The following is a 23,517-nucleotide window of genomic DNA, read 5'->3' as shown; positions in this document are numbered from 1 at the left end:
ATGAAGGCGCCCTTGGCCATCACGCGCTGAACGGGACCACCATGTCCACCAGCAAATCATTGCACCATTTATAGCTGAGCATACGGTTGCGGTGCATAAGGTTCACGACCACCCCGGGACACACGCCGCGCGCCTGAGCCGCATTCCTGATGCTCGCCGAATCGCTGAGCCCATGGTAGGGCGAGAGTCCCTCGGAACCCAGCAGCACATCTTTTGCGAACGCATTGGCAAGCTTCTCCGCGTCGTGGTTTGCAGTAAGCCTCTCATCGGTATAGTCGACCGTCATACCAACGTTGCCGTCGTTGAGTATGTGCCCCAGCTCGTGGTAAAGCGTCCAGATGATGAATCCATCCGTCTTACGCCGGCCCGTCATCTGGATCACAGGATTCCCGTTCGACGTCCATCGCGTTATGCCGTGGAGCGGGAACTTCTTCGGCGCTTCCACAAACTGCAGCACGACGCCGCTTTCCGCAAGCATATCGGCAAGGTCGCCAAGGGTCCCCGGATCTGTTTTGGCGGATCGTTCCTTGAGCTTGGACAGGCTCTCTCTCAGCGCATCGGCGTCATACGCGGGAAACCCTTCTTCCCTAGAGAGGAAAGACAGGCAAACTGGATTACCTACGTGGTAACATGCAGACCAATTGCGGTGGAAAGCTTCGGCCGACACCTGGGAAAGCCCGATGCGTCGGGCTTTTCTTGTTTTGCGGTAGGCAGCGCCAAACCGCCAAATCCGTGCTGAATCTAGCCACGCAGGGGATAGGGGTCGTTCCCACACGAACGCCTTTCGCGGATTTGGCCGTCAACGCCCACGCGCTTGCCGCTCCGGCAGGCAGGACAGGCAGTAGACTTCTTGCAAATCAGAGACTTGGCAATCGGATCCCATTCATTGCCACACAGCCGACGGTTATACGCAACATCTCTGCGTTTTAATTCGCACTCGGCAAGTAGCGAGGCGATTCTCGCCAGCAAAACCGCAGGTCAGATGCAGGTGTACGGTCTCAATACTTGGCTGACCCGAATTAAAACGCAGAGATGTTGCGAATTGCGCGCCAAAAACTCCGAACTTTGGTGTTTTCCGGAGATGACAGCCATTGGCATATTGCTATCGAGAACCCAACCCGAGCATTTCCCTCAGGTCAGAGACGGTTATCACGTGCAAGTCCCCCTTGTACCTTGAGAGCAGATCGTTGAGCTCCTCTTTGAAATCCACAACCGTAGCCGCTGGCAATGCGATGTTCATCAGACCCAGCATGGTGGCGAACGTGTCATTGTCCTTGCGGGCGCAGTATAGACGCTCATCGTGAGCGCAAAGGTTCCTGAAATGAACAAGGACGTCGTAGGCTCGCAAGACTTCATGCGGCGTTATTTTCTTGTCGTCGCCCGAGCGCATGGTCGTCACGTATAGATGCTTACAGACAGCATTCTGGTCTCCCCTCTTCATAAGCTGAAAGAAGTGCGACATATTACCGAAAGTCAGGTCGTTCGCGAGAACCCACAGGGGCACTTCACCATGTGCATCGAGATAATGAGCAACAAACGGTCTAGCCGACGTGCCGCCGACCAATTTCCCATTGAGGACGTTCATCAGATGGTTAAGGTTATTCGAATGAAGCGAGTACTTATTGCCCCTAAACTTCTTTGCGACAAGCATGTCCTTTGCCAAGCAAAAGGACGACCTATCTAGATAGTCCGAGCAGCCTTGATGGTTTTCGCAAAACGCGTATACCGTCGCTGTTTTTAGAGCCGCCTCGGCACGAATCAAATAGCTAAAGGTTATTTGACGAAGCTCTCTGTCGAATCTGAACAAGCTATATAGCCAGTCAAACTCAGCGCCCTCGATGTAAAAGTCATCCGCTCGTTCCTGCATCTTGTCCTTGTTAAGAAACGGGCCCTTGTAGCCGTTCACAACCGAATAGTAATTCTCACGAAGAAGGACAACAGGGGTTTGGGAGTCAACGGACAAGCCCCTAGACTCCAGAATGGCCACTTGCTCAGCTATGGTCTTAAACCACTTCATCGGGCACCTTCCGTTAAAAACATCAAAGGGCCGCCGGTAAACCGACGACCCCTTTTTGTTCCCGCCTCACGTAGAGTCCACGGAAACTATCTCACTGAAAGAAGTGTAGGACAAAACCCACGATCTCTACGAGAGGAAGAGGGGTTTTCAAAGAGCTTTCCATACCAATCGCAGCTCTCGGCCTAGTACGCTCCACCACCACTGAACATGGAGCGGATGGTGCCAAACATGAGCCGCAGGTCATAGGCCACGCCAGGAATGATGCGCGGGTCACGATTCTTGGCCGTGGGCGCAACAAGGTGAGATGGAAACCAGCGCCAACGTATTTGCGCTCCTGCCATGGGTGACAGTCATTGGTGGCAGGTCTTCGTTGCCGGCGCGGTTGTCCGGCCTGCCATTGGTGGCAGGCAGAGCTCGGTAGCCGGGCCCGCAACAAGAAGTCGAGGTTATGCACGATTTAATGCGCGCGGGCCGAGTAGCCCGAATTTTCGCAAGCCGTTTACCTGCGGTTTTGCAACAGCCACGACGCTCTATACTCGGTCGGTTCGAATTAAATCGTGCATAACCTCGACTTCCCCTTTTTTGCGGTTTGGGGACGGTCCCCTTTTTGCACGCGAACCGCCGTTTCAAGCAATGCGCTCAACGATTCGGCGACGAGCCCGCAGCGTCCATGCGTGTGCAAAAAGGGGACCGTCCCCAAATCGCAGGCAGGGCGTAACCGACTAAACTGGCGGCATCACCTTTTAACGAGTTGGGAGCCTCAATGTCTCCAGAGACGCTGCACCAGTTCAAAACCATCGGCGAGATTCAGTCCTGCATCGCGCGCGCCGACACGCTCGGCCAGGCGCTTCGCGAGGGCCTGGCCATCTTCGTGCGCGAATGCAAGGCGGAGGCCGCCATCATCTGGCGCGCCGATAACGCCGAGGTCCCCACGCTGCGCCCCATGTTCTGGGTGGGCCCCGAGGACCTCACCTCGCGCTCCCACGCGCTGGGCGAGGGCGCGCCGGGCCGCGTCTTTGCCACGCAGAAGTCCGAGCGCCGGCTCGCCTTCGCGGCCGACCCCGACCCCGCCACGCAGGCGGACTTCGAGACCATCGACATCAAGTCCATGGCCTGCGTGCCCGCCTCGGGCAAGACCAGCAACCTCGGCTGCCTGCAGGTCATTAACAAAACCGACGGCGGCTACTTTACCGACGACGACGTCGACGTGCTCGAGATCATGGCCATGAGCGCGGCCATCGCCCTCGAGGACAACGAGAAGTTCGCCGCTCCCTGGACCCCCAGCCGCGCCATCATCGAGGCGCGCGGCATCACCCGCGAGTTCCAGAACGGCGACGACGTGACCCGCGTCCTCAAGGGCGTGAACCTCAACGTCTACGACGGCGAGCTCCTCGTCGTGCTGGGCGAGTCGGGCTGCGGCAAGTCGACCTTCCTCAACATCATCGGCGGCATGGACCGCGCGACCTCGGGCTCGTTTACCTTCGAGGGCAAGGAGCTGAGCCAGGCCACCCAGGCCGAGCTCACCGAGTACCGCCGCAAGAACATCGGCTTCATCTTCCAGAGCTACAACCTCATGCCCAACCTCACGGCCCTGCAGAACCTGCGCCTCATCGCCGAGCTCGTGGACGACCCCATGGACTGCGAGGACGCCCTGCGCCTCGTGGGCCTGGGCGACCGCATGGGCTCCTACCCCTCGCAGCTCTCCGGCGGCCAGCAGCAGCGCGTCTCCATCGCCCGTGCCCTGGTCAAACGCCCAAAGCTGATCTTTGCCGACGAGCCCACGGCGGCCCTCGACTACACCACGTCCATCGACGTCCTCTCGGCGCTGGAGGAGGTCGTGCGCGCTGGCACCACGCTCGTGATGGTCACCCACAACGAGGAGATCACCCGCATGGCCGACCGCGTGGTGCGCTTCCGCAACGGCTACACCCACGAGGTCACCGTCAACCGCCACCCGGTCCACGCGACCGACCTCGTTTGGTAGCGCCATGAAGAAAACGCAGGTAACCGAGCTCTTTGCAAACATCCGCTCGACGGCGGTGTCGTTCTTCTCGATCCTTTTGTTCGTCGCGCTCGGCGTGTGCCTCTATTGCGGCATGCGCTGGACGTCGCTGGCCATAAAGAATTCAAATAGTGAGGCCTTTGTCGACGGAAACGTCCATGCGCTGGAGGTCACGTTCTCCTACGGCCTCACCGACGACGACCTGAGCGCCTTGCGCGAGGTCGAGGGCGTCGACGCCGTGGAGGCGGGCTACCTCTGCTACCAGGACTTTAAGCGCGACGGCGCCAGCGAGGTCGCCCTGGTGCGCTCGGTTCCGGGAAGCATCGATAAGCTCACCATCCTCGAGGGCGCGGCGCCCGCGGCGGTCGGCGAGGCCGCGGTGACGGAGCGCTACGCCAAGCAAAACGGCGTGGGCATTGGCGACACCATCACGTTTGAGCACGACGCGGCGAGCACGGGGGACGCCGGCAGCACGGGCGACGCGGGCAGCGCCGCCGACGCCGACACCAACGCCACCGCCGACGCCGACGGCATGGCCCACCTCACCTGCGACACCGTAAAGATCGTCGGCATCGCCCGCAACGCCACCACGTTCCTCAACGCCGACGGCGCCCTGGGCTCCTCTTCCGACGGCCGCTCCGTGAGCTGCGCACTCTTTGTGCCCGAGGCCACCTTCGACTTCTCGGACCTGGACGGCGCGCACAACGTGGCCGAGCTCTCGTGCTCCAGCCTTGACGGCCTCAACGTCTACTCCGACGAGTACCGCGAGCGCGTCGAGAAGATTTCCGACGCCGTCAAGGAGCTCGGCCAGACCCGCGCGAAGGCGCGCAGCGAGGCCATCGTGGCCAAGGCCCAGGCAAAGGTGGACGACGCCCGCGCCGAGCTCGAGGCCGCAAAAGCGCAGGTAAACGACGGCAACACGCAGGTGTCCGAGGCGCAAAGCGAGCTCGACACCAGCACGCAGTCCCTGCGCGACTCGCAGGTTAAGCTCGAGACCACGAGCGAGCTTCTTGCCTCACAGGAAAGCGCGACCTCGCAGACCCTCGCCCAGACGGGCGAGCAGCTCGCGAGCATGCGCGCCCAGTACAACGCCGCTTCCGAGACGCTCGCCCAGAAGCAGGCCGAGTACAACCAGCTCTTCGAGACGTACACGGCCGAGTACCAGAAGGTCCTGGCCGCCGACGCGTTTATCTCCACGGCGCGCCTGAGCTTCGCGAACCTCCAGACCCAGAAGGCCGCCCTCGACGCGCGCAAGGCCGCCGGCGAGCTCGACGACGCCGCCTACAACGATGAGCTGCAAAAACTCTGCGACGAGCACAACGCCGCCATGAGCCAGGCAAAGAGCGACTTTGCCGCCGCTGCCCCCGACATCTATGAGAGCAACAAGACCTACGTCGACCAGGTCTTCATGACCTTCTCGCCCTCAACCCCCGACTTCGACAACACGGTGGCGCTGAGCACCGCCGTGATCGACGAGGTCGAGACCTCCTTCGCGCCCGCCAAGCAGAGCGCCGAGCAGGCCCACGACATGATGGAGTCCGCCTCCGCGGATATGAGCGGCCTGTCCGAGCAGCTCGAGTCCTTCGGCGCGCAGCTCAACGCCGCCGAGCAGCAGTACCAAACCAACCTGGAGACCTTCAACTCGACCATGGCGAGCAAGAAAAGCCAGGTGGCGTCGGGTCTCTCGCAGGTGCAGGACGGCCAGGCGCAGATAAGCGACGGCCAGGCGCAGATCGACGAGAAGCGCACCGAGCTCCAGAAGGCAACCGAGAAGCTGCAGGAAAGCGAGGCCAAGCTCAAGGAAGCCCAGGCGCGCGTGGACAGCACCTCCGAGATGGAGTGGGCCGTGCGCGGCGTGCGCTTCAACACCGCCATGCGCAGCACCGAGAAGGCCGTGGGCTCGCTCGAGAACCTGCGCTTCGCCATGGCGTCGCTGTTCGTCATCGTGGGCCTGCTGGTGTGCTACTCGGCGGTCTCGCGCATCGTCCACGAGCAGGTGGTGCTCGTGGGCACAAAGAAGGCCGTGGGCTTCCGCGACCGCGAGATTATCTTGAGCTACCTGGCGTATTCCGGCATGGCCGTCGTGGCAGGGTCGCTCATCGGCGCCGTGCTGGCCGTGGTGCTCGTCGAGTCGATCATGCTCGGCGCCATGAACTACACCGTGCTGCCCGACCCCACGTGGGCCTTCGACGTCAAGGATTACCTGGTCATCGCGGCGATCGAGCTCGTGCTCATCCTGCTTTCGACCTACCTTGCCTGCAAGGGGGTGCTGAGGCGCGACGCCATCAAGCTGCTGCAGGGCGCCGAGCCGCCCTCCGGCAGGCAGCGCTTCTACGAGCGGTGGCCGGTCTGGAAGCGGCTCGGGCTCTTTACCCAGACGGTGGTGAACAACTGCGTGAACGACCGGCGGCGCGTGCTGGCCACCGTCGTGGGCGTGGCGGGCTGCTGCTCGCTTCTGGTGTGCGCGTTCTACCTCAAGGGCAACATCGACCTGGCCGTCGAGCGACAGACGAGCGCCATTCTTGCCTACGACGCGGTCGTCTACTGCGAGCCCACGGCCGAGGGCGCCGAGGCCGCTTCCGGAACGGTGGACGCGCAGCTTGCGGCCGAGGGGCTCACCCACGTCGCGGTGATGAAGAAGGCCATGGCGCTCGAGCAGCCCGACGGCAACTTTGCCAGCGCCGACATCGTCGTGCCGCGCGACAACGAGAGCTTCTCGGGGCTGTACCACCTCTTTAGCCAGGGCGGCTCGGCGGGCACCGAGGCGCCGCTCGACGGCGCGTGGGTCAACGAGGGCTACTCCGCCTACTTCAACGCGAAGGTCGGCGACAAGATCAAGCTGGTCGACGCGCTGGGGCAGGAGTACGAGGTGCCCATCGCCGGCTTCTTCGAGTGCCACAGCACCTACGCGCCGGTGGTGATGAGCGCGGCCTGCTACGAGAAGTACCTGGGCGAGACGGCCACCTGCAACGCGTACCTGGTAGACGCCGGCGACAAGAGCGCCGCCGACCTCGCCGCCGGGCTCGCCGGCAGCGCGAGCGACTACGCGGGCTACACCGACGTGATGACCGACGTGAACACCATCACGGGGACCTCGGGCAAGCTCACCTTCGCCCTCGTGGTGGTCTACGTGATCCTGGCGGCCATGCTCGCCGTCATCGTGCTGCTCAACCTCAACGTGATGTTCATTAACGAGAAGAAGCGCGAGCTCATCGTGCTGATGATCAACGGGTACTCGACGCGCGACGCCAAGCGCTACATCTACCGCGACACCATTGTGATGACGGCGATCGGCATCGTCGCCGGCTGCTTCCTCGGCGTTTGGGCGGGCGAGCTGTCCGTTCGCGCCGCCGACGGGCCGTCGGTCTCGTTCTGCCACGAGATGATCTGGAGCGCCGTCGGCATCAGCGCGGCGCTGTGCGCCCTCTTTACGGCGGCGGTCACGCTCATCGCGCTGCGCAGAATCGAGAAATTCCAGCTCACGGACATCAACAAGCCGTAGCCAACACGGCCAGCCGCGGGCCCGCCGTGCCGTTGGCCCGCCCTGCCACGGGCCTGCGCACAAGAAGTCGAGGTTATGCACGATTTAATGCGCGCAGGCCGAGTAGCCCGTATTTTCGCAAGCCGTTTACCTGCGGGTTTGCAACGGCCGAGACGCTCTATACTCGGCCGGTCCGAGTTAAATCGTGCATAACCTCGACTTCCCCTTTTCGCGGCCCATTGCATCGGCGAGGGCTGCGCAACGACGGCGTTCTAGGGCAGCGCCGCGGCCGGCGGCATTCCCGCGGGCCTGGCACCAATGACTGTCACCCGTGGCAGGGCGAGGGTTAGTAAGCGCCGCCGCCGTGGAACATGGAGCGGATGGTGCCGAGAACGAGCCGCAGGTCATAGCCCGCGCTGCAGTTCTCCACGTAGTCGAGGTCGGCGTCGACCATGCCGATGAAGCTGGAGTCGCTCCTCTCGCCGGCTTGCCAGACGCCGCCGCAGCCGGCCTTCACGGTGAGGCGCCGCTTCGCGCGCTCGTCGTACTGCGCGATCTCGCACGGCAGGCCCGGGCGCGGTCCGATGAGGCTCATGTCGCCCACAAAGACGTTGAGGAGTTGCGGCAGCTCATCGATGGAGTGGCGGCGGATAAACTTGCCCACGCCGGGGATAATGCGCGGGTCGTCCTTAATCTTGAAGAGCGGGCCGTCGGCCTCGTTCATGTACTTGAGCTCAGCTAACCGTTCGTCGGCGTCGGGCACCATGGAGCGGAACTTCCACATGCGGAAAATCTTGTAGGTGCCGTCCTGGTTGACGCGGCCCACGCGTGCCTGCGAGTAGAAGGGGCCGGCACCGGGGCTCTTTGCCACGATGACGGCGGAGAGAACTGCGCTGGGAATGGCCAAGACAACAATGGCCGAACCGGAAGCAACGATGTCGAAGGTGCGCTTGACGAAGCGGTAGGCGAGGCGGCCGGACTGGGGGCGAACGCCGGAATCGGCGCCTTGCAGCAGGCGGACGGCCTCGGCGTTAGTGAGGTCGGCGGACGCCGTTGTCGGCGTCGTCTGCGCGTCGGTCGATGCGTTTTCCCTGCTCAAGCCCTGTTCCCCGTTCCCGATACCGGGGGTTCCTCCCGTCGGTACCTATTGTCGATGCGCGCCTCGCCGGCACAACGGCGGCGGGGCGAGCTTCTTGATTGTCCGAGTTGAATATCAGCCAAAAAAATCCTAACACAGAAGGTACCCCCTCCCCATTATCGATAGATATCGGTCCGTGGCGTCCATGCTCGAGGAGGAGAAGCTCGACGAGCTGTCAGGGGGCGGATTTTGGGTTCGGCGGCCGGACCCGCGGCAAGAAGTCGAGGCTATGCGCACGAAAAAAGCCCCGGGCGAGCGCCTGAGGCCTTCTCTGATTCAATGGTGCGGGCGAAAGGACTTGAACCTTCACGGGGTTGCCCCCATACGGACCTGAACCGTACGCGTCTGCCAATTCCGCCACGCCCGCGTGCAAGTAGGAACTATAGCAAAACGGCCGCCGCGCTGTAAAGGGGGATTTTTTGACCTGCCATGGGTGGCGCCTGCGGTTTGGGGACAGTCCCCTTTTTGCACACGCACAGACGCTGCGAGCTCGTCGCCGAATCATTGGGCGAATTGCTTGAAACAACGGTTCGTGTGCAAAAAGGGGACTGTCCCCAAACCGCAGGCAGCTGTCACCAGGTGCAGGTGGGGTAGAATGAGGAGCCCGGCTGTCACACACCTCAAACGCACAAGGAGCCGCCGTGGGCAACATAGCCCCCACACCAACGCCGCTCGTAAACGGCCAGATGAACCAGCCCCAGCCGGCCGCGGAGATGCTCCTCGGCCGCTATCGCGTGCTGGCCCGCCGCGGCACGGGCGGTTTCGGCACCGTGTGCACCTGTTGGGACACCCGCCTGCAGCGCCGCGTCGCCATCAAGCGCATGCCGCTCGTCGGCGCAGGCACAGGCACAGGCGCGTCCGGTGCCGACGAGATTGACGGCTCGGCCGCCATCGGCGCCTCCACCGTCGACGAGGTCCTGCTCGAGGCCCGCACCGCTTGCCTTCTCGCCCACCCCAACATCGTGAGCGTTCTCGACTTCGAAATCTCGGGCAGCTACGCGTACCTGATCATGGAGTACGTCGACGGACTCAACCTCGCAGAGCTGCTCGCCCGCGTGGAGGGCGGCCGCCTCACCCACGACGAGGTCGCGCACATCCTCCTCAGCTGCGCCCGCGCCCTGGCCTTTGCCCACGAGAACCGCGTCCTGCACATGGATATCAAGCCGACGAACATCATGATCGACCGCATGGGCACCGTTAAGCTGGCCGACCTCGGCATGGCCGAGCTGGGCGCCGCGGCCGGCTACGGCGGCGCCCGCGGCGGCACCGTGGGCTACATGCCGCCCGAGCAGATCGAGGGCATGCTCGTCGACGAGCGCGCCGACGTGTTCTCGCTGGCAGTCGTGCTGTGGCAGTCCCTTACCGGCAACAACCCCTTTATGGCGCAGACGCCTGCCGAGTCGCTGGAGAAGATCTATCGCGGCCCGCGCATAAGCGGCGACGAGAAGGACGGCCGTGGCCGCAGCCGCGCCAACACCCGCGCCGCCGCCACGGAGGCCGATCTTGACCTCGACATCGAGGACGCACTGGTGCGCGCCATGGCCGCCACCGCCTCCGAGCGCACGAGCTCTGTCGACGAGCTCGCGGCCGAGCTCGCGCCCGCCCTGGGCGACGCCGCCGACGGCCAGGCCTCCCTCGCCGAGCTCATCGAGCAGTCCGAGCGCGACGACGAGACCGACGACGCCGGCTGGGGCCGCAAGCACCTGGCCTTTCACCTGCGCGTTCCACAGGCCTGGGCCGTAGCGGAGCGCGTCATCCCCGTGCTCGCCGTGCTCGCGTGCGGCGTTGCCGTGGCGCCCGCCTTTGAGGCCACGCTCGCGATAAAGGCCGCCGCTGTGGCCGCGGCCGTGGCGTTGAGCGCCCTTTGGCCTCCCGCCGGCAGCGCGCTTGCCGGCGCCGCCTGGGCCGTGGCCACGGCCACGACCGACCCCGTGAGCTCGTCGTTTACGCTCGCCTCCGCCCTGGGCGTGGCCGTGGCCGCGTGGTGGGCCGCCGTGGGCCGCGACGAGAACATGGCCACGGCGGCGCTTCTTGCCCCGTGGGCCTGCCGCCAGCCGCTCGCCGGCGCGCAGCTCGCGGGATTTTGCCTAGACCCCGCGCCGGCCGCCGCCACGGGCGCGGCGAGCTACCTCATCGGCATCGCGGCCGTAGCCTGCGCCGAGGCCGGCTTCCAAGCAAACATAGCCGCTGACGTGGTGCTTATTGCCCTCTCGCGCCCCACCACGTGGCTCTTTGCGGCGGCGTCGGCCCTGGCCGCGTGGATAAGCTCGCTCGTGGCCATGCGCGGCACCGTGGCCTCCGGCATCGTGGGCCAGGCGCTGGGCGCGGCGGTCCTCGCCGGTTCAGCCATTCTCAAGGTCAGAGTGGAAAATAGTGGTTTATGGGGCGCCCAGGACTGGGCCGCCCTCGCAGTTGCGTTAATCTGTTTTCTGCTTATGTGCATTTTGACCGTCCTCAGAGGCCCCCTCTACTCGGGCCCGGAAAGCGAGGATACAGATGAGCTTCCTTAACGAGTTCGAGAGCCGCATCGGCGCCGTCTTCGGCGAGGCGCCCCAGGGTTACACCGAGCCCTTCTCCTTTAAGAAGCTGGCCAAGCGCGCCGCTAAGGAGATGGAGAACGAGACCTACGAGATCGACGGGGTGGACACGGCGCCCGCCCTGTACACGATCCTCGTGTCGTCCTCCGACGACTCGCTGATGAGGCCGCTCTACCACAAGATCACCATCGAGACGGCCGCCTACGTGGCCGCCGAGGCCCAGAAGCGCGGCTACGAGTTCGTGGGCGAGCCGCTCGTGCGCTTTATGGTCGACCCGTCGCTAAGAAGCGGCAAGTTCGCCGTCTTTGCCGAGAACATCGACGCGCGCGCCCTGGCCGATTTTCGCGCCGACGAGAACGCCTTCCTGGGCAGCGTTTCGGCCGCGCAGGCGCCCGCCGCGCAGGCAAGGGCGAGCCGGCCGGCCGCCGCGCAGGCTGCGGCACCCTCGCTCAGCGAGTCTCGCTCGGCCCGCAACCTCAGGCGCTTCGCCGGCGAGGACGAGCTCTTCTCGACGCCCGTCCAAGAGGTCGCAGGCTACGGCGAGGACGCCGCTGCCGCCGGCGCGGCCAACGTGGCCGCCGGCATGGGCTCCGCGGCGTTCTCCTCCCGTGCGGTAAGCTCGGTGCCCGCCGCCTCCCCGTCGTTCGACCCGCTCGACGACCAGTCGGATCTCGTCTCCAGCCCCTACGACGCGCCCATGCCCGTGGCCGCCTCCGGCGAGTCCGCCCCGATGCCCGCCATGGGCGCCATGTCCGTCCCGACCGCCATTCCCGTGCCGACCACACAGCGCCGCTCGACCCCGCTCGTCGACCTGCGCCGCGGCGTGGGCGCAGGCGCCGCTGCCAACGTGGCTGCGGGCGTTGCCGCGGGCGCCAGCGCGGCCGCCCAGGCCAACGTAGCCGCCCAGGCCAACGTGGCCGCCCAGCAGGCCCAGGCCGCTCAACCGCAGGTCTCCCAGCCCCAGCAGGCCCAGGCCGACCAGACCCAGGCCGCCTACAACCCCGACCCCTACGACATGGGCCATAACGGCGGCGCACCGACCTACGACGAACCCGCCACCTGCCTGCTCATCGATCGCCAGACCGGCCGCACCTTCACCGGCACCGCGCCCTCGACCGTCATCGGCCGCGAACGCAGCCAATGCGGCATCGTCCTTCGCGACCCCAACACCAGCCGCCGCCACGCGGAGCTTCGCTGGGACGGCCGCGCTTGGCACATCGTCGACCTCAATTCCACCAACGGAACGCTGGTCAACGACGTCGACGTGGACGAGTGCGTCCTGCGCGACGGCGACCTTCTGACCCTGGGCCTGGTGAACCTCGAGTTCAGGGAGAACAACTGATGATCGACCTCGTCCTGTTCATAGGGCGCGTCGTTCTCGTCGTCGTCCTGTACATCTTCCTGTTTGCCGTGATGCGCACCGGCGTGGGCCTCGTCAAAGGCCAGCGCCGCGATGCGGCCATCTGGTCCATAGACGTCGAGAAGGGCACGCGGAGCCTGCGCGGCCTGCACGTCGACATCCTCGGCCCCGTCGTCGTGGGCCGCTCCCCCAGCGCCGACATCGTGGTCGACGAGCCGTACGTCTCGTCGATGCACGCGCGCTTTAGCCTCCAGGGCCCCGCGCTTGTCCTCGAGGACATGGGCTCCACCAACGGAACGCTGGTCAACGGCCACACCATAGGCCAGCCCGTCACCCTGCGCGAAGGCGACGAGGTCCAGGTCGGCGACACCATCATGAGGGTGAGCCGCGGATGAGCTCCGAGGAGCTGAAAAAAACCGCTACCGCCGAGCCGGCCAACGCGCCGGGTCGCGCCGAGATGGCCGTCGAGAGCCGTCAGGGGTCCGACGTGGCGAACGGCGCCAACGAGTACATCTCGTGGGGCGCCCGCACCGACGTGGGCCTCGTTCGCGGCCATAACGAGGACTCGTTCCTTATCCAGGTGCCCGTCTTCGCCGTGTGCGACGGCATGGGCGGCCACGCCGCGGGCGAGGTGGCGAGCGCCATCGCCGTCAAGTCGATTGCGGGCGCGTCCCCGGCCACCTGCGACGACGTGCTTCTCGGCGCGGCCGTCGAGGGCGCCAACGCCGCCGTCATCAAGGGCGCCGAGAAGGGCATCGGCAAGCTCGGCATGGGCTGCACCGCCTCTTGCTGCTATGTGGACCGCGGCCGCATGGCCATTGCCCACGTGGGCGATTCGCGCATCTACCTGCTGCGCCATGGCGCCCTCGTGCGCGTGACGCACGACCACTCTTACGTCGAGGAGCTCGTGGACTCCGGGCAGATCACGCCCGACGAGGCCCGCACGCACCCCTCGCGCTCCATCATCACCCGCGCGCTGGGCTCCGACCCCGACATGTACGCCGACCACTTCTCGCTCGAGGTGAGCAACGGCGACCGCATCATCCTGTGCTCCGATGGCCTTTCCTCCATGATTCCCGACAGCGAGATCGAGGCCGTGGCCGTCTCGAGCGCGACGCCGCAGCAGGCCGCCGACAACCTCGTGGCCTCCGCCCTGACCGCGGGCGGCCTCGACAACGTGACGGTCATCGTGGTCGACGTGACCGACGACGGCACGGCCGAGCTGCACCGCAAGAACCTCCTCAAGCGCGTAGGCGTCGTGGCGGGCGTGCTCGTCGCCCTGCTCGCTCTTACCGTGGGCATCGTGTTCGCGTTTATCCGCGGCGAGTGGTACCTCGGCAACAACAACGGCACCGTGGCCATCTACCAGGGCGTCAACGGCAGCTTTATGGGCGTCAGCATGAACTCGCTCGTCGAGGAGAGCGCCGTGTCCGTGAGCGACCTGCCTTCTTCGGTGCAAGACCAGCTCGATGAGGGCATCCGCGTGACCAACGAGCAGGCGGGGCGAGAGACCCTGAACGCCTACCGCGCCCAGATCGACAACGAGAAGAGCGCCGCGGCCAACGTGGCAGACGCCGCCTCCAGCGAGGGAGACCCCGGTGCGCCGGCCGACGCACCCGCGGACAGCGGCGCACCCGGCACCGACGCCTCAGCCGACGCCTCTGCCGACACCACCTCAACCACCACCGACGCCGCGAAGGGAGGCGAGTAGCATGCGCAAGAAGCACCGCCAGATGGCCCGCGACACCTCGGGCCAGAGCTCCGACGTCGCCGCCCGGACCTTCGAGGAGGGCCACGGCTTCCAGCGCCGCCACACCGAGCTCTTCCTGCTCATCCTCGCCGCCATCCCCGTGCTGCTGCTCCACTGCATGTTCGTGGTCACCTCGGGCAACCAGCTCGGCCCCGAGAACCTTGGCGTGCCACTGGGCCTCTTTGCCGCCTTCGCCGCGGCGCACGTGGCCATCCGCAAGCTCGCGCCCGCGGCCGACCCCGCCATCTTGCCCATCGTTTTCATGCTCTCGGGCGTGGGTATCACCTATCTCACGCGGCTGAAGCCAGAACTAGCCGTCAACCAGGTCATTTGGCTCTTCCTCTCGGTGGCGACCATGGTCGCCGTGCTCGCCTTCGCACGCAACTTCGAGCGCCTTGCCGAGTATAAATACACCATCGGCATCGTGGGCGTCGTGCTGCTGCTTCTCCCCGCCGTCATCGGCCGCGAGATCTCGGGCTCCAAGCTCTGGATCTACATCGGCGGCTTCGGCTTCCAGCCCGGCGAGTTCGCAAAGATCCTCATCGTGCTTTTCTTGGCCTTCTACCTGGCCACTAACCGAGAAGCGCTCTCTATCTCGATGCGGCGCGTGGGGCCCTTCGCCGTCCCGCGCCTGCGCATGCTGCTGCCGCTGCTCGTCATGTGGGGCATCAGCCTTCTGCTCGTCGTCTTCGAGCGCGACCTGGGCAGCGCCCTGCTCTTCTTCGTCTTCTTCGTCATCATGCTCTACGTTGCCACTGGCCGCGTGAGCTACGTCATCGTGTCGTTTTTGCTCCTGGCCATCGGCGGCACCTTCTGTTACTTCGCCTTCAGCCACGTGCGCAACCGCGTGAACATCTGGATCGACCCGTGGGCCGACGCGGCCGGCGGCGGCTACCAGATTGTGCAGTCGCTTTACTCGCTGGCAGACGGCGGCCTTGTGGGCACGGGCATCGGCAAGGGCCTACCCACCTACGTGCCGGTGGTCGAGTCCGACTTCATCTTTACCGCCATCGCCGAGGAGTCCGGCCTGCTCGGTGGCGCGGCGGTGCTCATCGGGTTCCTCTTGCTGGGCGTCCGCGGCTTCGCCACCGCGGCGCGCGCCAAGTCCGACTCGTCGGCCTTCGCGGCCGTCGGCCTCACGAGCGCGCTGTGCTTCCAGGCGTTCCTCATCGTTGGCGGCGTGACAAAGCTTCTGCCGCTCACGGGCGTGACTCTGCCCTTCATGAGCCAGGGCGGCACTTCGCTTCTGGCGAGCTTCATCATCGTCGGCCTGCTGCTGCGCGCCGGCGACGACGGCACCGGCCACGCGACCGAGCTCAAGATGGCAGGCGGCACCGCGGGCTCGGCGCTTCTGGGCACCACGGGCACGACCGACAGCCGCGACGCGGGCGCCAACGCCACCGGCGAGCTCATGGGCGAGGCCGGGCGCGGCATCTCGGGCGTGGTTCACGGTGCGAACGTCCGCGGCCGCTTCAACATCCAGTCCGCGGAGTCCGGCGTCCTCGGCCGCGTGGCCCTTGGAAAGAGGCTCACGGCCCTTATCACCGTGTTCTCGCTGCTCTTCGCTGTGCTCATCGCCAACCTCACCTACGTGATGCAGATTGACTCGAGCCGCGTGCAGTCGCTGCCCAACAACAACCACACCATCGCCAAGTCCGCCTACGTGCAGCGCGGCGCCATCGTCACCTCCGACGGCGTGACCCTGGCCGAGAGCCTGCAGCAGTCCGACGGCACCTACCTGCGCGCGTATCCTTTGGGAACCCTTGCCTCGCACACCGTAGGCTACATCTCGACACAGTACGGCACCTCGGGCATCGAGGCCACCATGAACGAGACCCTGACCGGCCACGCCGACTACTCCAACTGGAGAAGCGCGCTGTATTCGCTGGCCGGCGTGCAGGTCTCGGGCTCCACGGTGAGCCTCACCATCAACTCGCAGATCCAGAAGGCGGTCGAGCAGGCGCTCGAGGGCTACACCGGCGCCATCGTGATCTTGAACCCCCAGACCGGCGCGGTTATTGCCAAGGCCTCCTCCCCCACCTACAGCAATAAAGACCTGGCGGATGTGGTTGGCGGCACCGGTTCGCAGATGCTCGACCGCGCCACGCAGGCGCTCTATGCGCCCGGCTCCACCTTCAAGACGGTGACGCTCGCCGCGGCGCTCGACTCCGGCCTGGCCACGCTCGAGACCGAGTACGAGGCCCCCTCGAGCCTCGAGATCGGCGGCGCGGCCGTTACCAACTACAACGGCAACGACTACGGGACCCTCTCGCTCAAAGACGCCATCGCGCTCTCGTCCAACACCGCGCTCGCGCAGGTGGGCAATACGCTCGGCGCCTCCAAGCTGGTGAGCTACGCCGACGCGTTCGGCTTCGGCAGCGAACTCGGCCTGGACTTCTCGTGCCGCGCCTCGCTCATGCCCGTCGCCGGCGAGATGACCGAGTGGGAGACCGCCTGGGCTGCCTGCGGGCAGCCCGTCGGCGAGCACACGAGTCCCGCCGGCCCGCAGGTCACCGTCATGCAGAACGCCGTTATTGCCGCGGCCATCGCCAACGGCGGCGTGGCCATGAACCCCTACGTCGTCGACCATGTGCTCTCGCCCGAGGGCACGCAGGTGAACACCACTCAGCCCAAGTCGCTCGGCCAGGTCATCAGCGCCGACGCCAGCGCCGGCGTCAAGGAGGCCATGCTCGCCTGCGTCGAGGAAGGCTCGGGCCAGCGCGCCCAGGTCTCCGGCACGCGCGTGGCCGGCAAGACGGGCACGGCCGAGGTGGGCGACGGCAACGCGAACTCGCTCTTCATCGGCTTCGCGCCCTACGACAGCCCGACGCTGGCCATCTCGATCTGCGTCGAGAGCAACGGCACCGACGTGGAGGGCGAGGCCGCGAGCATCGCCGGGCGCGTCATCGCCGCCACGCTCAGCATCCAAGCGGCGGGGGCTGGTAACTAATGAAGACCAAGTCCAACAACCGTCCGCGCAACTTGATGGCGACCCGACCGCAATTTGGGGACAGTCCCCTTTTTGCGGGCCTGCGGTTTGGGGACAGTCCCCTTTTTGCACACGTGTGCTTGCTGCAGCCTCGTCGCCGAATCGTTGGGCGAATTACTTGCAACGACGGTTCGTGTGCAAAAAGGGGACTGTCCCCAAACCGCAGGCACGAACGACGGGGCAAGCAACCACTAAACGCACCAGCAAACACAACGCACCACAGGATTTCTCGCGGCCAGACCGCGTTGGGGGATAGGAGAGACGATGCCAGGTAAGGTTCTCGGCGGCAGGTACCAGGTCCAGGACAGGATCGGCACGGGCGGCATGGCCACGGTGTTCCGCGGCCGCGACGACGTCCTCGGCCGCACCGTTGCCATCAAGACGATGCTGCCGCAGTACGCGGCCGACCCGTCCTTCGCTGCGCGCTTTAAGCAGGAGGCCCAGGCGGCCGCCGCGCTCCAGAGCCCCTACATCGTGAGCGTCTACGACTGGGGCAAGGACGGCGACACCTACTTCATCGTCATGGAATACCTGCGCGGCGCCGACCTCAAGAGCGGCATCCGCAAGCACGGCGCGCTGGACTGCAAGAAGGTCGCGCAAATCGGCAGCCAGATCGCCCAGGCGCTCTCGGTCGCCCACAAGCACGACATCATCCACCGCGACATCAAGCCGCAGAACATCATGGTGCAGCCCGACGGCAACATCAAGGTGATGGACTTCGGCATCGCCCGCGCAAAGAACAGCCACCTCACGCAGGGCAACTCCGTGCTCGGCACCGCTCACTACGTCTCCCCCGAGCAGACGCAGGGCAAAGATCTTGGCCCCACGACCGACATCTACTCGCTCGGCATCGTAATGTACGAGTCGGCCACCGGTCAGGTCCCCTTCCAGGGCGACGACGCCATCAGCGTGGCCCTGAAGCAGGTCAATGAGCAGCCGAAGCCCCCTTCGCAGCTCAACCCCAGCATCGACCCGTCGCTTGAGGCCATTATCCTCAAGTGCATGCAGAAGGACCCCGCTGCGCGCTTCCAGACCGCCGACGAGCTCAACCGCGCCCTGCGCGACTACCTCGCGGGCCGCATGTCGGCCGTGGCCAGCGCCACCGCCGCATCCGCCGGCGCCACCGCCGTCTTGGGCGCAGCCGTTACCAATAAGCTCGAGGTTGGCCGGGGCGTCACTGCCGTGTCGCGCATCCAGCGAGACAACCGCTACCGCCAGTCCGCCACCGAGAAGGCCGCCGAGCAGGAGGCCGAGCGCTACAAGAAGAGCCGGCGCCGCAAGGCCATCGGTATCGCGGCAGGCATCGCCGCGGCCGTCGCGCTTATCGCCGTTGTCGTGGCCGTGCTCGGCTCCGGGTCCAAGACCTACTCCATCCCCAATCTCTCGGGCCTCACCAAGGACGAGGCCATCGCGGCCATCCAGAAGGACGGGCACTTTACCTACGGCGGGTGCACCGAGCAGTACGACTCGACCATCGAGGCGGGCTACGTCGTGGACCAAAGCCCCAACCAGGGCCGCGAGTATGAGGAAGGCACGTCGATCACCTTCACCGTGTCCAAGGGACCCGAGCCCGCCGCCAGCGTGACGGTGCCCGACCTTACCAACATGACCGTTGAGGAGGCCGAGGCCGAGCTTACCAAGTACAAGCTCAAGGGCAAGAGCGGCAACTCCAAGGCGAGCGACTCCGTCGATGTCGGCAAGGTCTGCGACCAGAGCGTCGAGGCCGGCACCACCGCCAAGGCCGGCGACACCATCACGTATTACCTGTCGAAAGGGCCGGATAAGCTGGAGGTCCCCGACGTGAGAGGCTACAGCGAGGCCGCCGCGCGCACGAAGCTGAGCAAGGCCGGGTTCACCAACGTAAGCGCCACCTACCAGAGCTCCAGCTCGGTGGACGTAGACTGCGTCATCAGCGTGAGCCCGTCCGCGGGCACCAAGCTGACGGCCGACGAGTCCATCGTGCTCACGCTGTCCAGTGGCCCGGCCGACACCCGCATCGAGGTCCCCTACGTTATCGGCGAGAGCTACTCCGAGGCCAAGACCAACCTCGAGAGCCAGGGCTTTAACGTGATGCTCGCCTCCGGGTCCAGTTCCAACGGCACCGTTACCTACCAGTCCGTGACCGACAAGGCCGAGAAAGGCACGACCATCACGCTGACGACCAAGAGCAATTCAAGCAACAACAGCGGGTCCGGCAGCACCGGCTCTAGCAGCACCGGCTCCGGCAACAGCAGCTCCGCCAACAGCGGCGGGAGCTCGGGCAGCACCGGCTCCGATTCCGGCGACAACAGCGGCAGCTCCGGATCCGGCACCGACTCCGGTAACAGCGGCACCACCCAACCCGACACCAACACCTACGGGACCGGCACCACCACCGGCGACACTCGATAAGACAGGAGGACGGTCCCTTCGCCTTATTCGTCCTGCGGTTTATAACAAGGGGACAGCCCCTTCGCCTTATCGGATAAGACGAAGGGGCTGTCCCCTTGCCTGATTCGCCTGTATCTAAAACAAAGCCCAGTTGACAATGAGTGGTCTTATCTGCGCAATACCACTTGGGTATATAGACTTCGAAATTAGCCGTTCACCAAACGCAAACACCGGTGAGCGGCTTGCGAATTGCATTTATGAAGGAATGTTGTAAGACTTATGGAGAATAACATCGCATCCCTTCATATTTCCAAGGGGCCGCGAGACCTAAATTCGCATAGTAAAGGAGGGGCCGAGGGCCCCTAAGTTATCGAAAGGACGGAGGACTCATCATGATGAAGTATCTCCAGAAGCTCGGCAAAGCGCTGATGCTTCCCGTCGCGGCGCTTCCCGTCGCTGGCATTCTTATGGGCGTGGGCTACCTGCTCGCACCCGCTGTCATGGGCGCGGCCGGCGAGACCACCGGCATGGCCTACACGGTCGGCTTCCTGCTCGTTAAGGCAGGCGGCGCGCTTATCGACAACATGGCCTGGCTGTTCGCCATCGGCGCTGCCGTGGGCCTCGCCGACGACCACGACGGCACCGCCGGCCTCGCCGGTCTCGTCGCCTTCCTCATGATCCAGCAACTGCTCTCCACCGCCGTGGTGGGCACCGTCAAGGGCATCGAGGACATGGACACCTGGCTGACCACCACCGAGGGCATCGCCTTCGCCAAGATCAGCGGCAACTCCTTCATCGGCATTCTCTCCGCCATCATCGGCGCCGCCTGCTACAACAAGTTCAAGGGCACCCAACTTCCCGACTGGCTGGCCTTCTTCTCCGGCAAGCGCTGCGTTGCCATCATGACGGCCCTGATCTCCATTCTCGTCTCCGTAGTTCTGCTCTTCGTCTGGCCCGTGATCTTTGAGGGCCTCGTCGCGCTGGGCAACGGCATCGCCGCTATGGGTGGCATCGGCGCCGGCATCTACGCCTTCCTCAACCGCCTGCTCATCCCCACCGGTCTGCACCACGCCCTCAACAACGTCTTTTGGTTCAACACTATCGGCCTCGGCGACCTGTCCCACTTCTGGGCTGGCGAGACCTCCGCTGACGTTACCTGGAGCCTCGGCATGTACATGTCCGGCTTCTTCCCCTGCATGATGTTCGGTATCCCCGGCGCTGCCCTGGCCATGATTCAGACCGCCAAGAACAAGAAGGCCGCCATTGGCCTCGTCGTCTCCGCGGCCATCTGCGCCTTCGTCTGCGGCGTCACCGAGCCCTTCGAGTTCGGCTTCATGTTCCTGTGCTTCCCGCTCTACGTCGTGTACGCCCTGCTCTACGGCATCTTCACCATCGTTGTTTACTACGTGAACTTCCGTGCGGGCTTCTGCTTCTCCGCCGGCGCGACCGACCTGCTGTTCTCGGCCTCCCTGCCCGCGGCTTCCAACACCTGGATGATCATCCCGCTGGGCATCGCCGCGTTCGTGGTCTTTTATGTGGTCTTCCGCTTCGCCATCGTGAAGTTTGACCTCATGACCCCGGGCCGCGAGGACGAGGGCGACGACGTCCTGCCCGTTGCCGCTTCCGGCACCGGCGAGTTCGTTGACCAGGCTGCCAAGATTCTCGAGGCCGTCGGCGGCGCTGAGAACGTGAAGAACGTCGACTACTGCACCACCCGCCTGCGCTTCGAGGTCTTCGACTCCACCAAGGTGGACGAGGTCGCGTGCAAGGCCGCCGGCGCCATGGGCGTCGTCCGCGCGGGCGCCAATGCTGTGCAGGTCATCGTGGGTACCAAGGTCCAGTTCGTCTGCGACGAGCTGCAGAAGATCCTGAGGTAGCCCGCGTCCCACATCGCATAACCCAAGCGAAGCGCCCCGACTCCGCGCGAGCCGGGGCGCTTCTTTGTTGCCCTGGCCCGGGCGACAGGTTCGTTGTGCTGCACAAAATGACAGGTTCGTTTAGCGAGCGATGCTCCCGCCCAGGTAGATGCCCTGCCGTTTGGGGACAGTCCCCTTTCCGCAGCGCTTTTGGGACAGACCTGCAGCGGGTGACAGGTTCGTTGTGCTGCACCTGCCCGCCTGCAATTTGGGGACAGTCCCCTATTTGCATGCGCACGGACGCTACGAGCTCATCGCCGAGTCATTGGGCGAATTGCTTAAACGACGTATCGTGTGCAAAAAGGGGACTGTCCCCAAATGGTAGGCGGGCGCTTACTCGACGAGGGCGCCGCCCAGATAGGTGGCCTCGAGCGTCAGGTCGGCGTTGAGCACGTTGAAGTCCGCGGGACGGCCGGGCAGGATAAGACCGCAGGCGCCGTCAATTCCCGCCGAACGGGCCGGAACCTCGGTGGCCATGCGCAGCGCCTGCTCGGCGCTCACCACGTCCCAGTCGTAGACGTTCTTGACCACCTTGGCGAGCGTGGCCGTGGAACCGGCGAGGTTTCCGCCGTTCACGAGGTAGCACGCTCCCCCGCGCATGACGACGGGCAGGCCGCCGCTCATGTAGTTGCCCTCGGGCATGCCTCCAGGCCCAAGGCAGTCGGTGATAAGCGCCACGTGGTCCCAGCCCTTGGCGTTGACCATGGCGCGAATCGCCCCGGGATTCACGTGATACCCGTCGCAGATCAGCTCCGCGTAGGTCTCGCGCGTGGCCATGGCCGCGCCCACGACGCCCGGCTCGCGGTGATGCAGGCCGCGCATGCCGTTGTAGGTGTGCACAAAGCAGGTCGCGCCGGCGTTGACGGCGGCGAGCACCTGGTCGAAGGTAGCGTCGGTATGACCGATGCAGGCCACGGCGCCCTCAGCGCGGACGCGGGCGCAATAAGCCTCGGAACCGTCGCGCTCGGGGGCGAGCGCCGTCTTGCGAATGCGCCCGCCTGCGGCTTCTTGCCAACAAGAGAAGAGCTCGTAGTTCGGGTCGCTCAGGTACGCCGGGTTCTGGGCCCCCACGTGCGCGGCGGTAAAGAACGGCCCCTCGAGGTAGATGCCCTGAATGCGCGCGCCCACAAACCCGGCGCCGCGCGACTCGTCGGCGGCGGCGATAGACGCGCACGCGGCCTCGATCCTCTCAGCGGAGTCGGTAAAAGTCGTGGGCAGCCAGCTCGTGGTTCCGTGGCGGAGCAGGGCCTCGCTGGAGGCGTTGATGCCGTCGGCGTCGCAATCGTCGGTCGCGTGGTTATGGAACCCGTGGATGTGCGTGTCCACGAAGCCGGGCGCGACCCACTTGCCGGAGCAATCGACCACGGGCATGCCGTCGGGCGCCTCGGCCGTCCAGCACCCAAAGACGCCGTCCTGGATGGTCAGGTAGCCCCCGCGCTGCACCGCGCCGGGAAGAAGGAACTTGCTCGCCTTGATTACGAAAGTGGCCATAGGTCCTCCTCGAAGTCACATTTCACATACTTCGAGTATGGCAGAGAAACCCCTGTTCAAATGGGTCAAAATCCTGAGACCGGGCAAGCGGGCCATATAGGGCTACGGGTTCGTTCTCGGCGCCCGTATCTGGTGACAGGCGCAGGCGGACGGCGCATCGCAGGGCTCAGGCCACCGACTCGAGCGGATCGGAGACGCGCTCCGCCGCGTAAACGGTGAACGGGTCGAGGTCTATGCACTGCGTTGGGTCGAACACGCCCGAGACGTCCCACGCAACCGTGCCGTTCAGAACGGTGATGGCACCCGAGAAGAAATCGTCCGACGCGAGGCAAGAGAACACTCCGCCGGCAGATATGAGCGGCTTCATGTCGACCCGAGTGATGCGCCCATCCGAGAAGTACGCATAAACCGTCTGGTCGGGACCAACCAAAGCTTGCACAACCTCGGGGAAATATTCGCCGGACAT

The 23,517-nt window shown here is 65.0% G+C and carries 14 protein-coding genes and 1 tRNA gene; 9 read left to right on the top strand and 6 right to left on the bottom strand.

Going from position 1 to position 23,517, the window contains the following annotated elements; translation table 11 throughout:
• Positions 1 to 19 precede the first annotated feature (19 nt).
• Positions 20 to 667, bottom strand: coding sequence for a hypothetical protein (locus tag U5709_RS06710; protein WP_321973051.1), 648 nt, complete (start codon positions 665 to 667; stop codon positions 20 to 22).
• Positions 668 to 1,102: 435 nt separating this feature from the next.
• The gene (locus U5709_RS06705; RefSeq protein WP_321970644.1) at positions 1,103 to 2,017 is read right to left on the bottom strand and encodes an Abi family protein; all 915 of its coding nucleotides are present in this window, start codon (positions 2,015 to 2,017) and stop codon (positions 1,103 to 1,105) included.
• A 763-nt stretch (positions 2,018 to 2,780) separates the two neighbouring features.
• Here U5709_RS06705 and U5709_RS06700 point away from each other — a divergent pair.
• Both U5709_RS06700 and U5709_RS06695 read left to right on the top strand, forming a co-directional pair.
• Positions 2,781 to 4,001, top strand: coding sequence for an ATP-binding cassette domain-containing protein (locus U5709_RS06700; protein ID WP_321973050.1), 1,221 nt, complete (start codon positions 2,781 to 2,783; stop codon positions 3,999 to 4,001).
• 4 nt (positions 4,002 to 4,005) lie between these two features.
• On the top strand, positions 4,006 to 7,521 hold the full coding sequence (locus U5709_RS06695; protein ID WP_321973048.1) for an ABC transporter permease: 3,516 nt from the start codon (positions 4,006 to 4,008) through the stop codon (positions 7,519 to 7,521).
• 325 nt (positions 7,522 to 7,846) lie between these two features.
• Here U5709_RS06695 and U5709_RS06690 read toward each other — a convergent pair whose 3' ends face one another.
• Both U5709_RS06690 and U5709_RS06685 read right to left on the bottom strand, forming a co-directional pair.
• Positions 7,847 to 8,599 (bottom strand): sugar transferase, encoded by a 753-nt coding sequence (locus U5709_RS06690; RefSeq protein ID WP_321970641.1) that lies wholly within the window; start codon positions 8,597 to 8,599, stop codon positions 7,847 to 7,849.
• 319 nt (positions 8,600 to 8,918) lie between these two features.
• Positions 8,919 to 9,005, bottom strand: a tRNA-Leu gene (locus U5709_RS06685).
• Positions 9,006 to 9,279: 274 nt separating this feature from the next.
• Here U5709_RS06685 and U5709_RS06680 point away from each other — a divergent pair.
• From U5709_RS06680 to U5709_RS06650, 7 genes are all read left to right on the top strand, one after another.
• Positions 9,280 to 11,148, top strand: a complete 1,869-nt coding sequence (locus U5709_RS06680) for a serine/threonine-protein kinase (protein WP_321973047.1) — start codon at positions 9,280 to 9,282, stop codon at positions 11,146 to 11,148.
• Entirely contained in the window at positions 11,135 to 12,517 is a 1,383-nt protein-coding gene (locus tag U5709_RS06675; protein WP_321970639.1) for a DUF3662 and FHA domain-containing protein, read from the top strand. The genes U5709_RS06680 and U5709_RS06675 overlap by 14 nt, the downstream gene beginning before the upstream one ends.
• On the top strand, positions 12,517 to 12,930 hold the full coding sequence (locus tag U5709_RS06670) for an FHA domain-containing protein (protein WP_321970638.1): 414 nt from the start codon (positions 12,517 to 12,519) through the stop codon (positions 12,928 to 12,930). The genes U5709_RS06675 and U5709_RS06670 overlap by 1 nt, the downstream gene beginning before the upstream one ends.
• Entirely contained in the window at positions 12,927 to 14,246 is a 1,320-nt protein-coding gene (locus tag U5709_RS06665) for a Stp1/IreP family PP2C-type Ser/Thr phosphatase (protein ID WP_321973046.1), read from the top strand. Before U5709_RS06670 ends, U5709_RS06665 begins: the two co-directional genes overlap by 4 nt.
• 1 nt (position 14,247) lies before the next feature.
• Positions 14,248 to 17,235, top strand: a complete 2,988-nt coding sequence (locus tag U5709_RS06660; protein WP_321970636.1) for an FtsW/RodA/SpoVE family cell cycle protein — start codon at positions 14,248 to 14,250, stop codon at positions 17,233 to 17,235.
• A gap of 303 nt (positions 17,236 to 17,538) precedes the next feature.
• Entirely contained in the window at positions 17,539 to 19,665 is a 2,127-nt protein-coding gene (gene pknB, locus U5709_RS06655; protein ID WP_321973045.1) for a Stk1 family PASTA domain-containing Ser/Thr kinase, read from the top strand.
• A gap of 371 nt (positions 19,666 to 20,036) precedes the next feature.
• Positions 20,037 to 21,521: a PTS transporter subunit EIIC gene (locus U5709_RS06650; RefSeq protein WP_321970634.1), complete on the top strand. Its 1,485-nt coding sequence runs from the start codon at positions 20,037 to 20,039 to the stop codon at positions 21,519 to 21,521.
• A gap of 372 nt (positions 21,522 to 21,893) precedes the next feature.
• Here U5709_RS06650 and nagA read toward each other — a convergent pair whose 3' ends face one another.
• Positions 21,894 to 23,051, bottom strand: coding sequence for an N-acetylglucosamine-6-phosphate deacetylase (nagA, locus tag U5709_RS06645; RefSeq protein ID WP_321973044.1), 1,158 nt, complete (start codon positions 23,049 to 23,051; stop codon positions 21,894 to 21,896).
• 166 nt (positions 23,052 to 23,217) lie between these two features.
• Entirely contained in the window at positions 23,218 to 23,517 is a 300-nt protein-coding gene (locus tag U5709_RS06640; protein WP_321970632.1) for a DUF2442 domain-containing protein, read from the bottom strand.

Origin of the sequence: Paratractidigestivibacter sp., from assembly GCF_963660155.1 — a bacterium.
Classification (GTDB): domain Bacteria; phylum Actinomycetota; class Coriobacteriia; order Coriobacteriales; family Atopobiaceae; genus Paratractidigestivibacter.
Note: the sequence above shows the minus strand (reverse complement) of the source record. Positions and strands in the feature narration are given on the sequence as shown.

Coding starts and splice junctions, on each gene's coding strand:
- U5709_RS06705 (WP_321970644.1), bottom strand. CDS start 2,017: ATGAAGTGGTTTAAGACCATAGCTGAGCAAGTGGCCATTCTGGAGTCT.
- U5709_RS06700 (WP_321973050.1), top strand. CDS start 2,781: ATGTCTCCAGAGACGCTGCACCAGTTCAAAACCATCGGCGAGATTCAG.
- U5709_RS06695 (WP_321973048.1), top strand. CDS start 4,006: ATGAAGAAAACGCAGGTAACCGAGCTCTTTGCAAACATCCGCTCGACG.
- U5709_RS06675 (WP_321970639.1), top strand. CDS start 11,135: ATGAGCTTCCTTAACGAGTTCGAGAGCCGCATCGGCGCCGTCTTCGGC.
- U5709_RS06670 (WP_321970638.1), top strand. CDS start 12,517: ATGATCGACCTCGTCCTGTTCATAGGGCGCGTCGTTCTCGTCGTCGTC.
- U5709_RS06665 (WP_321973046.1), top strand. CDS start 12,927: ATGAGCTCCGAGGAGCTGAAAAAAACCGCTACCGCCGAGCCGGCCAAC.
- U5709_RS06660 (WP_321970636.1), top strand. CDS start 14,248: ATGCGCAAGAAGCACCGCCAGATGGCCCGCGACACCTCGGGCCAGAGC.
- pknB (WP_321973045.1), top strand. CDS start 17,539: ATGCCAGGTAAGGTTCTCGGCGGCAGGTACCAGGTCCAGGACAGGATC.
- U5709_RS06650 (WP_321970634.1), top strand. CDS start 20,037: ATGATGAAGTATCTCCAGAAGCTCGGCAAAGCGCTGATGCTTCCCGTC.
- nagA (WP_321973044.1), bottom strand. CDS start 23,051: ATGGCCACTTTCGTAATCAAGGCGAGCAAGTTCCTTCTTCCCGGCGCG.
- U5709_RS06640 (WP_321970632.1), bottom strand. CDS start 23,517: ATGTCCGGCGAATATTTCCCCGAGGTTGTGCAAGCTTTGGTTGGTCCC.